The following is a 12497-nucleotide window of genomic DNA, read 5'->3' as shown; positions in this document are numbered from 1 at the left end:
AGCTCCGCATAGGCCTTCTCGCCTAACAGCTCGGTCAGCTCGGCTGCATAAGACTGCCAGACCTGCTTCGAACCGACATGCGCGGCGGGATCACCGGTGCAGAACCAGTGCAGGTCGGCACCGCCCTCACCCCAGGCGCGCCGGTCATACTCGGTGATGGTGGTCTTGAGAACCTCGCTGCCGTCCGGCCGCTTCACCCATTCCTGGTTGCGCCGGATCGGTAACTGCCAGCAGACATCCGGCTTCATCGTCAGCGGCTCCACGCCCAGCTTGAGCGCCTTGATGTGCAGCGCACATCCGATGCCGCCGCGAAAGCCGGGCCGATTCAGGAAGATACAGGCGCCCTTGTGCTTCCGCGTGCGCAGGTTCGGCTTGCCGTCGTACTCGTCCTTCTCCAGATAACCCTTCCGGCCCAAGCCCTTTTCCCGGAACTGCCAATCCTCGTCGGTCAGCTTGGTGACCGCGTCGTCCAGCCGGGCGCGGTCGTCCTTGTCGGTGAGGAACGCGCCGTGCGAGCAGCATCCATCGTCAGGCCGGCCTTCCACCGTGCCCTGACACGCGGGCGTGCCGAACACGCACGTCCACCGCGACAGCAGCCAGGTCAGGTCGGCGGCGATCAGGTGTTCGGGGTTGTCCGGGTCGTAGAACTCCACCCATTCGCGGGCGAAGTCCGGTTCGACCTCGCCGGGATGTTCTGCCGTCACAGAATCCAACGCTAGCGCCGATTGCCGCCGAATGCTAAGTAGCCACGGCGGCGATCCGCTCACGAACCTCACCGGCACACCCATTAGGTTGAATGCGTGCGACTGGGCGTGCTTGACGTGGGCAGCAACACCGTCCACCTGTTGGTGGTGGACGCTCGCCGCGGTGGCCATCCGACGCCGATGAGTTCCACCAAGGTGCCGCTGCGGCTCGCCGAAGCCATCGACAGCTCGGGCAAGTTGACCCGCAAGGGCGCCGACAAGTTGATCGGCACCATCGACGAGTTGGCCAAGATCGCCGCCAGCTCCGGCTGTGCGGAGTTGATGGCGTTTGCCACCTCGGCCGTCCGCGACGCCAAGAACTCCGAGGACGTGCTGGCCCGGGTGCTCGCCGAGACCGGCGCATCGCTGCAGGTGCTCAGTGGGGTCGATGAGTCGCGGTTGACGTTCCTGGCGGTGCGGCGCTGGTATGGCTGGAGCGCTGGCAGGATCATCAACATCGACATCGGCGGCGGTTCGCTGGAATTGTCCAACGGCGTCGACGAGGAGCCCGAGGTGGCGCTGTCGCTTCCGCTCGGTGCTAGCCGGTTGACCAGGGAATGGCTGCCCGACGATCCGCCGGGCCGGCGCCGGGTGGGCATGTTGCGCGACTGGCTGGCCACCGAGCTTGCCGACGCGGGCGCCACTATGCTCAAGGCTGGCAGCCCCGACCTGGCGGTCGCCACATCCAAGACGTTCCGCTCGCTGGCGCGACTCACCGGGGCCGCGCCGTCCGGCGCGGGGCCGCGGGTAAAGAGGACACTGACAGCTACCGGACTTCGGCAGGTCATAGCATTCATCTCTAGGATGACCGCGGCTGACCGAGCAGAGTTGGAAGGGGTGAGCGCCGAACGGGCGCCACAGATCGTGGCCGGAGCGTTGGTAGCGGAGGCGAGTATGCGAGCGCTGGCGATTGAGACCGTGGACATCTGCCCGTGGGCGTTGCGGGAAGGCCTGATTCTGCGGAAACTCGACAGCGAAGCTGACGGAACCGCCTTGGTTGAGACGTCCGTACGAGATGCGGCACGGTAGGTAAGTAGGCCCAGAGGCACAACGATGACAGGACCAGAAGACAGCCACAGCAGCACCCGACCGATATCGGTCGCGGAACTGCTGGCAAAAAACGGAACGATCGGAGCCCCGCCCGTTGGCGGCCGGCGCCGGCGTCGGCGCGGCGATTCCGACTCCATCTCGGTCGCCGAGCTGACCGGCGAGATCCCGATCATCTCCGACGCGCCGCACGGTGAGGCCGCGGCCCCCGCCGATGACGAGGGTGACGAGTTCACCGGCCCGATCTCCAGCAGCGGCACCGTCGACCAGGTGGTGGAAGAAGAACCCGGCTTCGAGCGGCCGCGGCGCCCGCACTATGCCCATGCGCAGCGGCGATACCCCGCTTCGGCGGCCGTTGGCGCCGAGCAGATGAGCCCCGATCCCCTTGACGTCGACGACGACGACGAGGCGATCGAGGCCGCCGACGTGACCGAGCCGGCGCTGGCCACCACGCCCGCGCCGGAAACCGACGACGTCGACGAGCTGCCGTCGTACCTGCGCTCCACGGATTCGACGCTGTTCGGAGGCCAGACGGTGGCCGACGACCTGGCCCGCCGCCGCACTCCTCGCTACGACGACTACGACGACCTCGACGTCGAGGACGATGTCGAAACCGCCGAAGAGACGCCGATGTCGGCGTTCGTGCGCGGCGCCTGGATCGTCGGTCAGTGCATCGTCGCGGTGGCCTTCGGCGGCGGCCTGTTCATCGCGTTCGACCAGTTGTGGAAGTGGAACAACATCGTCGCCCTGGTGCTGTCCGTGCTGGTCATCCTCGGCCTTGTGGTTGGTGTGCGCGTGGTGCGCAAGACCGAGGACATCGGCAGCACACTGATCGCGGTGGCGGTCGGCGCGCTGGTGACCCTTGGGCCGTTGGCGCTGCTGCAATCGGGCTAGGCGCCGAACCACACAGTGCGCCCCGCCATCAAGGTCGGTCTGTCGACGGCCTCGGTCTACCCGCTGAGGACCGAGGCCGCCTTCGAGTACGCGGCCCGGCTCGGCTACGACGGCGTGGAACTGATGGTGTGGGCCGAATCGGTCAGCCAAGATATTGGAGCCATCGAGCAACTGTCGAGGCGTTACGAGATGCCGGTGCTGTCGGTGCATGCGCCGTGCCTGCTGATCTCGCAGCGGGTGTGGGGCGCCAACCCGATATCCAAGCTGGATCGCAGCGTGCGCGCCGCCGAACAGCTCGGCGCCCAGACCGTGGTGGTGCATCCGCCGTTCCGCTGGCAGCGCCGTTACGCCGAGGGGTTCGCCGAGCAGGTCGCCGACCTCGAGGCCGGCAGCGACGTGATGGTGGCCGTGGAGAACATGTTTCCGTTCCGCGCCGACCGGTTCTTCGGGGGCGGCCAGACGTCGGTTGACCGGATGCGTAAGCGTGGCGGCAGGCCGGGGCCGGGCGTTTCGGCGTTCGCGCCGTCCTATGACCCGCTGGACGGCAATCACGCGCACTACACGCTCGACCTGTCACACACCGCGACGGCGCGCACCGACGCGATCGACATGGCCCGCCGGATGGGCGACGGGCTCGTGCATCTGCACCTGTGCGACGGCAGCGGGGCACCCACCGACGAGCATCTGGTGCCCGGCCGCGGCACCCAGCCCACGGTCGAGATCTGCGAAATGCTGGCCGGCGGCAGCTTCTCCGGCCACGTCATCCTCGAAATCACCACGTCGGGCGCGCGGACCGCGAACGAACGCGAATCACTGCTGCACGAATCGCTGCAGTTCGCCCGCGCCTACCTGCTGCGCTGAATCGACGAAGGAACACCCGATGCCAGGATCCACCCTGTTCACCGACGCGATGGCGCTCATGGCGGCCGGTGACGGCTGCTATGCGGGCGAGCTGAACGAGCACTGGACGATCGGGCCCAAGGTGCATGGCGGGGCGATGCTGGCACTGTGCGCGAATGCGGCCCGCACCGAGCACGGCGGTGCTGTGGAACCGGTTGCGCTGTCCGGAAACTTTCTGTGGGCCCCGGATCCCGGACCCCTTCGGCTGGTCACCACCGTGCGCAAGCGCGGCCGGCGGGTCAGCCTGGTCGACGTGGAGCTGAATCAGGGCGATCGCACGGCGGTGCGGGCAGCGGTCACGCTGGGCGACCCCGAGCATCACGTGCCGCCGCTATTGTCGGTCAACCCGGTGGTGCCCTTGATGACGCCGGAGCCGCCGCCGGGTCTCGAGCCGATCGGACCGGGCCATCCGATGGCGGACATCGTGCATCTGGCGCACGGCTGTGACATTCGGCCGTCGTTGACGACGATGGAGCCGCGCTCGGATGGCGGTCCGCCGGTGATCGAGTATTGGGTGCGCCCGAAGGGTGTCGCCCCCGACGTGCTGTTTGCGCTGCTGTGCGGCGACGTGTCGGCGCCGGTGACGTTCGGGGTGAACCGGCGGGGCTGGGCGCCCACGGTGCAGCTGACCGCCTATCTGCGTGCGCTGCCGGCCGACGGCTGGTTGCGCGTGCTCTGTACCACGGTGCAGATCGGCCAGGACTGGTTCGACGAGGACCACATCGTGGTCGACTGCGAGGGACGCGTCGTCGTGCAGAGTCGCCAACTCGCGATGGTGCCGCCCCCGGAGTAGCCGCGGGCGTCTGCAATGCTTTCACCCGTGGCAAGGATCGCGATCATCGGCGGTGGAAGTATCGGCGAAGCGCTGCTGGCGGGGCTGCTGCGCGGGGGCCGGCAGGTAAAGGACCTGGTGGTGGCAGAAAAGGACCAGGACCGAGCGAAGTACCTGTCGGAGACGTACTCGGTGCTGGTGACCACGGTGGCCGAGGCGGCCGAGAACGCCACCTTCGTCATCGTCTCGACCAAACCCGCTGACGTGGCTTCGGTCGTCGAGGAGATCGCCGATGCTGCCGCGCATGCCGAAAGCGACAGCGCCGAGCAGGTTTTCGTCAGTGTCGCTGCGGGCGTGACCACCGATTACTACGAGGCGAAACTGCCGGCCGGATCACCGGTCGTGCGGGTGATGCCCAATGCGCCCGTCGTCGTCGGCGGGGGAGTCAGCGCCCTTGCCCCTGGCCGGTTCGCCACCGCCGAACAACTCAAGGAAGTGTCGGCGATCTTCAACGCGGTCGGCGGCGTGCTGACCGTGCCGGAATCGCAGCTGGACGCCGTGACCGCGGTGTCGGGATCCGGCCCGGCCTACTTCTTCCTGGTGGTCGAGGCGTTGGTGGACGCCGGCGTCGCGGCGGGGCTGTCTCGGCCGGTGGCCACCGACCTGGTCGTACATACCATGGCCGGATCGGCCGCGATGTTGCTGGAACGTCTCGACGCGCAGCAGCCGGCGGGCGACGCAGCAATGGGCACCGCAATGGACACCACGGCCGCCCAATTGCGTGCCACGGTGACCTCGCCCGGCGGCACAACCGCGGCTGGTCTGCGGGAACTCGAGCGGGGTGGGCTTCGGGCGGCCATCGCCGAGGCCGTTGAGGCCGCAAAACAGCGATCTGCCCAGCTTGGAATCACATCAGGGTAATTCAACGAATTTGAACCGATTAGCCCACACCCGTCGCAATAACCCCAATTGCCCCGCTATTCTCCTGGTGTAAGCACGTGTTGGTGCCAGCGGTGGGGAAGCCGCTGGAACACCCGTGCCTGAAGGATTGGGTTGCGATGACGTCTATGAACGGGCCGTCGGGGCGGGACTCGGCGAGCGGGAAGCATGCACGGGAAAGTGGGGCTTCCGACAGCCAGCCGCCGCGTGCTCAATTTCTCACCGTCGCCGAAGTGGCCAGCTTGATGAGGGTCAGCAAGATGACGGTCTACCGCCTGGTGCACAACGGCGAACTGCCCGCAGTCCGGGTCGGCCGGTCGTTCCGGGTGCACGCCAAGGCCGTCCACGACCTGTTGGAGACCTCGTACTTCGACGCTGGTTAGACGCGGCGTTTTCTGATTGGCCTCGGCCGCCCGGTAAGGTGTCCGGGTCGAGTCAAGTGGGCTTGAAGACGTCTTGAAATAACCAGGTAGCGGAGTTCATGGGTTCAGTCATCAAGAAGCGGCGCAAGCGCATGTCGAAAAAGAAGCACCGCAAGCTGCTTCGTCGCACCCGGGTGCAGCGCAGAAAGCTCGGCAAGTAGCTTCGCGTTCCCGTCGATAGGCTGACCGGATGGATTCTGAGGGTCGCTCCGGGGGCCGTACCCCTGGGCACGACAACGATGACACCCCGCACCACCCCAAGGTCGTGCTGGTTACCGGCGCATGCCGGTTTCTGGGCGGATATCTGATCGCCAGGCTGGCGCAGAACCCGTTGATCAACCACGTCATCGCGGTGGATGCGATCGCGCCGAGCAAGGATCTGCTGCGCCGGATGGGCCGGGCGGAGTTCGTCCGCGCCGACATTCGTAACCCGTTCATCGCCAAAGTCATCCGCAATGGCGACGTCGACACCGTGGTGCACGCGGCCGCGGCGTCCTACGCTCCGCGCTCCGGCGGCCGGGCGGCGCTGAAGGAACTGAACGTGATGGGCGCGATCCAGCTGTTCGCGGCGTGCCAGAAGGCGCCGTCGGTGCGCCGGGTCGTACTCAAGTCCACCTCCGAGGTGTACGGCTCCAGCGCCCGTGATCCGGTGCTGTTCACCGAGGATTCCAGCAGCCGGCGGCCGCCCGGCGAGGGCTTCGCCCGCGACAGCATCGACATCGAGGGCTATGCGCGGGGTCTCGGCCGCCGCAGGCCCGACATTGCGGTCACCATCCTGCGGCTGGCCAACATGATCGGCCCCGCGATGGACACCGCGCTGTCGCGGTATCTGGCCGGGCCGGTGGTGCCGACGGTGGTCGGCCAGGACGCCCGGCTGCAACTGCTGCACGAACAGGACGCGCTCGGTGCGCTGGAGCGCGCGACGATGGCCGGCTTGGCCGGCACCTACAACGTCGGCGCCCCGGGCGTCATCATGATGTCTCAGGCGATCCGGCGAGCGGGGCGGGTCCCGTTGCCGGTACCGCGGTTCGCACTTTGGGCCGTGGATTCGCTATGGCGCGCAACTCGCTACACTGAGGTGGATCGCGAACAGTTGGACTACTTGAGCTATGGCCGCGTCATGGACACCACGCGGATGCGCAACGACTTAGGCTATAGCCCCAAGTGGACAACGGCGGAGGCTTTCGACGATTACGTACGTGGTCGAGGATTGACTCCGATCATCGATCCTCGATGGGTACGCTCAATGGAGAGTCGCGCCGTATCGGCGGCGCAACGTTGGGGACGTTAAAAACAGACTCGAAATCGGGTGGGGAGAAGGTATCGACGTGGCGGGCGAATCCAAGGCGAAAGTGATTCCGCTGCATACGAATACGGGCCCAGCGGCTCAGCGGCGCGCTGCCCAGCGCGCTGACAGTGCGCGCCGACATCCCTCCCTGCTGACCGACTCGGGTGGCCGGGCTTCGGCCGAGCAGATGGCTGCCGTCGTCCGCGAGATCGACGACCGTCGGTCCGCTGCCGGTGGGGCGCAGTCGTCAGACGACACACCCAACGAGCTCGCCAAGCGGATCGCCTCGGTTGCTGAGTTTGTCCGCAAGCGGATGATGGGCGACTACACGGTCGACGAATTCGGCTACGATCCGCACCTCAACAATTCGGTGTTCTTGCCTTTGCTGCGAGTGTTCTTCAAGCAGTGGTTCCGCGTCGACGTCAGTGGCATCGAGAACCTGCCGGAAACCGGTGCCGCGCTGGTGGTGGCCAACCACGCCGGGGTGCTGCCGTTCGACGGCCTGATGACATCGGTGGCCGTGCACGACAAGCACCCCACCAACCGGGATCTACGGCTGCTTGCCGCCGACATGGTGTTCGACATGCCGATGCTCGGCCAGGCGGCGCGCAAGGCCGGCCACACCGTGGCGTGCACCGCCGACGCGCACCGGCTGCTGGCCGCCGGCGAGCTGACCGCCGTTTTCCCGGAGGGCTACAAGGGCCTGGGCAAGCACTTCAAGGACCGTTACAAGCTGCAGCGATTCGGTCGCGGAGGCTTTGTCGCGGCCGCCCTGCGCACCAAGGCACCGATCGTGCCGTGCTCGATCGTCGGGTCCGAGGAGATCTACCCGATGATCGCCGACGTCAAGCTGTTGGCCCGGCTGCTGGGCGTGCCGTACTTCCCGATCACCCCGCTGTTCCCGCTGGCCGGACCGGTCGGGTTGGTGCCGTTGCCGTCCAAGTGGCACATCCAGTTCGGCGAGCCGATTTCGACCGCCGACTACGACGACGCGGCCGCCGACGATCCGATGGTCACGTTCGAGCTGACCGACCAGGTCCGCGAAACCATCCAGCAGACGCTCTATCAGTTGCTGGCCAACCGCAGGAACATGTTCCTCGGCTGAGGATTCGGCCAGCCGCTCGGGCGTGGCCGCTTCAGCTCTTGGAACTTTGCCCGGCAATCATTTTGGCGATGGCGGCGTCGCGACGGGCGGCGATCGTCGCGCTCACTTCGTCCGCCTCGTCGTCGTGGGCGGCCTCGCCGATGACGGTGACGATGCTGGTGATCACCGGCTCACCGTCGTCATCTGAGACCTCACCGCGGATCTCGCTGACCACGGTGCCGTGCGCCTCGATGACCGAGTCGAGGTAGGAGTCGAACCACAGCTTGTCGCCGGCGAATATCGGCCGGTGAAACCTGATCTTCTGGTCGCGGTGCAGCACCCGCTCCATGTTGATCGGGATCGCGAAGTGTTTGAAGATTTCCAGTTGCACCTTGCGGCCGGCAACAGCGAGGAACGTCAACGACGCCACCAGCGCGGCGTAGCCGGCCTCGTTGGCGGCCTCCTCGCTGTAGTGGGCCGGATGGTCGTCCTTGACCGCTTGTGCGAACTCCCGGACCTTCTCGCGGTCGACCTCGAAATAGTCCGGATACCGGTAGTGGGTTCCGATGATGTCTTCTGCAATGGCCATGGCTGGCGCGAGCCTATCAGCGCACTTAGAGCGGGCGAATCATCTGCCCTCTTGACGCCGCGACACGATGGCGGCCAGTGCGCCGCCCGCCGCGCCCAGCGCCAGCGCCGACGGCACCCCGATCCGGGCGGCCTTGCGGGCGGTGCGGAAATCACGGATCTCCCAGCCCCGCTCGCGGGCCAGGTCGCGCAGGTCGGCGTCGGGGTTGATGGCAACGGCCGTTCCGACCAGCGACAGCATCGGCACGTCGTTGAAGCTGTCCGAGTAGGCGGTGCAGCGCCGCAGGTTGAGGCCCTCGCGGATGGCCAGCGACCGCACCGCGTGGGCCTTGCCGCTGCCGTGCAGGACGTCGCCGACCAGGCGCCCGGTGAACACGCCGTCGACGGATTCGGCAACGGTGCCCAACGCGCCGGTCAGTGCGAGCCGGCTGGCGATGGTCGCGGCCAGTTCATAGGGGGTCGCGGTGACCAGCCATACCTGTTGGCCGGCGTCGAGGTGCATCTCGGCCAGCGCGCGGGTGCCGGGCCAGATCTTGTCCGCGATGATCTCGTCGAAGATCTCCTCGCCGACTGCCACCAGTTCGGCGGTGGACCGGCCCTCGATGAACGCCAGCGCCTTGCGCCTGCCGGCGGCCACATCGTCGCTGTTCTCCCGGCCGGTGAGCTGAAACTTGGCCTGCGCGTAGACGAATCGGATCAAGTCGCCGTAGGTGAAGTACTTGCGCGCGGCCAGCCCGCGGGCGAAATGCACCAGCGAGGACCCTTGCACCAGCGTGTTGTCGACGTCGAAGAACGCGGCCGCGGTGAGATCGGGCGGCGGAGCCAGCGGCGGGCTGCCGGCCTCTTCTTCGGCGAGGTGAGTGACCGCGGCCTCGGCGCTGGCGTCGCCGGCGAGCGCCTGCGTGGCGGCTTCGTCACCAACGGAGTCGGACACCTCTCAACCCTAGGTCACTCGGATGCGGATACTTACCTCGTGAACCGGGCCCAAGTCGTGTTGCTCACCCGGGACGGATGCTCCATCTGCGAGCGCTCCGCGGCCCGGCTGGCCGAGCTGGCCGACGAGCTCGGATTCGACCTGACGACCACCGACGTCGACGCCGAGGCCGCAGCGGGCAGTCCGGCGCTGCGCGCCGAGTTCGGCGACCGGCTGCCGGTGGTGCTGCTCGATGGCAGAGAGCACAGCTACTGGGAGCTCGACGAGGCCCGGCTGCGGTCAGATCTGGCCGGCCGTTGAAATTTGGTGGCCGAGCCGTGCAGCGATTACCTTGGTTAACGTGGTGATGAAGCCATGAGCGTGCTGCTTTTCGGGGTTTCGCACCGTAGCGCGCCGGTCTCCGTGCTGGAGCAGTTGAGCACCGACGAGTCCGATCAAGCCAAGATCGTCGACCAGGTGCTGCAGTCGTCGCTGGTGACCGAGGCCATGGTGCTGTCCACCTGCAACCGCGTCGAGGTCTACGCGGTGGTCGAGGCCTTCCACGGCGGCCTTTCGGTGATCGGGCAGGTGCTCGCCGAGCATTCCGCCATGTCGTTGAACGACCTGACCAAGTACGCCTACGTGCGCTACGCCGAGGCCGCCGTCGAGCATCTGTTCGCGGTGGCCAGCGGCCTGGATTCGGCGGTCATCGGCGAACAGCAGGTGCTGGGCCAGGTCCGCCGCGCCTACGCCGCCGCCGAGGCCAACCACACCGTCGGCCGCACCCTGCACGAGCTGGCCCAGCAGGCGCTGTCGGTCGGCAAGCGGGTGCACTCCGAAACCGGGATCGACGCCGCCGGAGCGTCGGTGGTGTCCGTCGCGCTCGGCATGGCCGACGCCAAGCTGAACGGGCTGGCCGGGCGCACCGCCGTCGTCATCGGCGCCGGCGCGATGGGCGCGCTGTCGGCGAAACACCTGGCCCGCGCCGGTGTGACCAAGGCACACATCGTGAACCGGTCGCTGCCGCGAGCCCGGCGACTGGCCCGGACGCTGTCCGAATCCGGCGTGCAGGCCGACGCGGTGCCGCTGGACGGCGTTCCATCCGTGTTGAGCGACGCCGACGTGGTCGTCTGCTGTACCGGCGCGGTTCGCCCGGTGGTGTCGCTTGCCGACGTGCACCACGCCCTGGCCCGCCGCGCCGAGGAGCACGACCTGGTGATCTGCGATCTGGGCATGCCGCGCGATGTCGACCCGTCGGTGGCCGGCCTGCCCGGTGTCTGGGTCGTCGACATGGAACGGATCCAGCGGGAACCGTCGGCACGCGCCGCGGCATCCGACACCGAGGCCGCCCGCACGATCGTCGCCGCGGAGGTGGCCAACTACCTGGCCGGACAGCGGATGTCCGAGGTCACGCCGACGGTGACCGCGCTGCGCCAGCGGGCCGCCGACGTGGTCGAGGCGGAGTTGCTGCGGCTGGACAACCGGCTGCCCGGATTGGAGGCCGCACACCGCGACGAGGTGGCCCGCACCGTGCGACGGGTCGTCGACAAGCTGCTGCACGCCCCGACGGTACGGGTGAAACAGCTGGCCGGCGCCCCCGGCGGCGACAGCTACGCCGAAGCGCTGCGTGAGTTGTTCGAACTGGATCCGCAGGCCGTCGATGCCGTAGCGGGGCCTGAAATGCCTTTCGTGACAACCGATCTCGACAAACGTGAGTAGACGTTTGGCAGAAGTAATCCGGATAGGCACCCGGGGCAGCCTATTGGCGAAGACCCAGGCCGGTGCCATCAAAGACGCCCTGGTGGCCAAGGGGCATCCCGCCGAGTTGGTCATCATCGCGACCGAAGGCGACCGATCCACTGAGCCGATCGCCACCATCGGCGTGGGCGTGTTCACCGCCGCGCTGCGCGAGGCCATCCACGACGGCCGGGTGGACATGGCCGTGCATTCGTACAAGGATTTGCCGACCGCCTCCGATCCGCGGTTCGTCATCGCCGCGATACCCCAGCGGGAAGACGCCAGGGACGCCTTGGTGGCCCGCGACGGACTGGTGCTGGGAGAGTTGCCGGTGGGCTCGGTGATCGGCACGTCAAGCCCGCGACGGGCCGCACAGCTTAGAGCATTGGGTCTCGGTTTGGAAATCCGCCCCCTAAGAGGCAACCTTGATACCAGGTTGAACAGGGTTAGCAACGGTGATCTCGACGGCGTCGTGGTAGCACGCGCGGGACTGGCCCGCATCGGGCGACTGGACGACGTCACCGAGACTCTCGAGCCGGTGCAGATGTTGCCAGCGCCGGCTCAAGGTGCGCTCGCGGTCGAGTGCCGCGCAGGCGACACCGAGCTTGCCGCGCTGCTGGCGGAGTTGGACGACGCCGACACGCGCGCCGCAGTCACCGCCGAACGAGTCCTGCTCGCCGAACTGGAGGCGGGTTGCTCCGCACCGGTGGGCGCGATCGCCGAGGTGGTCGAGTCCATCGATGAGGACGGCCGCGTCTTCGAAGAGCTGTCGCTGCGCGGCTGCGTGGCGACGCTGGACGGATCCGACGTGATCCGTGCGTCCGGCATCGGGGCTCCCGAGCGGGCACGAGAGCTTGGTCTCTCGGTCGCCGCGGAGTTGTTCGAACTGGGGGCACGCGATCTGTTGGCTGTAGAGCGGAGTGACAGATGACGCGAGGGCGTAAGCAGAAGCCCGGCCGCATCACGTTCGTTGGCTCCGGGCCCGGCGACCCGGGCCTGCTGACGACGCGGGCGCGGACGGTGCTCGCCAACGCCGCGCTGGTCTTTACCGACCCCGACGTCCCCGAAGCGGTGCTGGCCCTGGTCGGGTCCGAGCTGCCGCCGCCGTCGGGGCCCGCGCAGGCCGATGCCGCGACCGACACCGACACCGACACCGATGCGCAGACCCCG

The 12497-nt window shown here is 67.6% G+C and carries 16 protein-coding genes; 13 read left to right on the top strand and 3 right to left on the bottom strand.

All coding sequences use genetic code 11. The features are described 5' to 3' along the window. Positions 1–704: DUF3109 family protein (locus ACRDU5_RS19590; protein ID WP_526616444.1), on the bottom strand; the 704-nt coding region annotated here is incomplete at its 3' end. Between the two features lie 96 nt (positions 705–800). On the opposite strand from ACRDU5_RS19590, the gene ACRDU5_RS19585 reads away from it, so the two are divergent. The 9 genes from ACRDU5_RS19585 (at position 801) to ACRDU5_RS19545 (ending at position 8110) form a co-directional block, all read left to right on the top strand. Further along, positions 801–1772, top strand: a complete 972-nt coding sequence (locus ACRDU5_RS19585; RefSeq protein WP_526616443.1) for a Ppx/GppA family phosphatase — start codon at positions 801–803, stop codon at positions 1770–1772. A 24-nt stretch (positions 1773–1796) separates the two neighbouring features. Continuing rightward, positions 1797–2684: an Rv0497 family membrane protein gene (locus tag ACRDU5_RS19580; protein WP_526616442.1), complete on the top strand. Its 888-nt coding sequence runs from the start codon at positions 1797–1799 to the stop codon at positions 2682–2684. Positions 2685–2699: 15 nt separating this feature from the next. Beyond that, the gene (locus tag ACRDU5_RS19575) at positions 2700–3545 is read left to right on the top strand and encodes a sugar phosphate isomerase/epimerase family protein (protein WP_526616441.1); all 846 of its coding nucleotides are present in this window, start codon (positions 2700–2702) and stop codon (positions 3543–3545) included. A 19-nt stretch (positions 3546–3564) separates the two neighbouring features. After that, on the top strand, positions 3565–4377 hold the full coding sequence (locus ACRDU5_RS19570; RefSeq protein WP_526616440.1) for an acyl-CoA thioesterase: 813 nt from the start codon (positions 3565–3567) through the stop codon (positions 4375–4377). Between the two features lie 27 nt (positions 4378–4404). Then, positions 4405–5277 (top strand): pyrroline-5-carboxylate reductase, encoded by an 873-nt coding sequence (proC, locus tag ACRDU5_RS19565; protein ID WP_526616439.1) that lies wholly within the window; start codon positions 4405–4407, stop codon positions 5275–5277. 137 nt (positions 5278–5414) lie between these two features. After that, positions 5415–5678, top strand: coding sequence for a helix-turn-helix domain-containing protein (locus ACRDU5_RS19560; RefSeq protein ID WP_526616437.1), 264 nt, complete (start codon positions 5415–5417; stop codon positions 5676–5678). A gap of 98 nt (positions 5679–5776) precedes the next feature. Then, a complete protein-coding gene (locus ACRDU5_RS19555) occupies positions 5777–5878 on the top strand; it encodes a 30S ribosomal protein bS22 (RefSeq protein ID WP_003402602.1) in 102 nt (33 codons plus the stop codon). Between the two features lie 29 nt (positions 5879–5907). Continuing rightward, entirely contained in the window at positions 5908–7008 is a 1101-nt protein-coding gene (locus ACRDU5_RS19550; protein WP_526616435.1) for an SDR family oxidoreductase, read from the top strand. 31 nt (positions 7009–7039) lie between these two features. Next, positions 7040–8110, top strand: a complete 1071-nt coding sequence (locus tag ACRDU5_RS19545; protein ID WP_526616446.1) for a lysophospholipid acyltransferase family protein — start codon at positions 7040–7042, stop codon at positions 8108–8110. 31 nt (positions 8111–8141) lie between these two features. Here ACRDU5_RS19545 and ACRDU5_RS19540 read toward each other — a convergent pair whose 3' ends face one another. Both ACRDU5_RS19540 and ACRDU5_RS19535 read right to left on the bottom strand, forming a co-directional pair. Continuing rightward, positions 8142–8678, bottom strand: coding sequence for an FAS1-like dehydratase domain-containing protein (locus tag ACRDU5_RS19540; protein ID WP_526616434.1), 537 nt, complete (start codon positions 8676–8678; stop codon positions 8142–8144). 39 nt (positions 8679–8717) lie between these two features. Continuing rightward, on the bottom strand, positions 8718–9611 hold the full coding sequence (locus ACRDU5_RS19535) for an HAD family hydrolase (protein WP_526616433.1): 894 nt from the start codon (positions 9609–9611) through the stop codon (positions 8718–8720). Between the two features lie 39 nt (positions 9612–9650). Here ACRDU5_RS19535 and ACRDU5_RS19530 point away from each other — a divergent pair, with 39 nt between their 5' ends. The 4 genes from ACRDU5_RS19530 to ACRDU5_RS19515 all read left to right on the top strand — a co-directional run. After that, a complete protein-coding gene (locus ACRDU5_RS19530) occupies positions 9651–9911 on the top strand; it encodes a glutaredoxin family protein (RefSeq protein ID WP_526616432.1) in 261 nt (86 codons plus the stop codon). Positions 9912–9965: 54 nt separating this feature from the next. Beyond that, complete coding sequence (locus ACRDU5_RS19525; RefSeq protein ID WP_526616430.1) at positions 9966–11309, top strand: glutamyl-tRNA reductase; 1344 nt, start codon at positions 9966–9968, stop codon at positions 11307–11309. 4 nt (positions 11310–11313) lie between these two features. After that, positions 11314–12258 carry a hydroxymethylbilane synthase gene (gene hemC / locus ACRDU5_RS19520; protein WP_526616429.1) on the top strand — a complete coding sequence of 315 codons (945 nt, stop codon included), beginning with the start codon at positions 11314–11316 and terminating at the stop codon, positions 12256–12258. Next, the coding region (locus tag ACRDU5_RS19515; protein ID WP_526616427.1) for an SAM-dependent methyltransferase at positions 12255–12497 on the top strand (243 nt) is incomplete at its 3' end. The genes hemC and ACRDU5_RS19515, both read left to right, overlap by 4 nt.

Source organism: Mycobacterium sp., from assembly GCF_050701515.1.
Lineage (GTDB): Bacteria > Actinomycetota > Actinomycetes > Mycobacteriales > Mycobacteriaceae > Mycobacterium.
The sequence above is the reverse complement of the archived record's forward strand: the minus strand, read 5'-3'. Positions and strand labels throughout refer to the sequence as shown.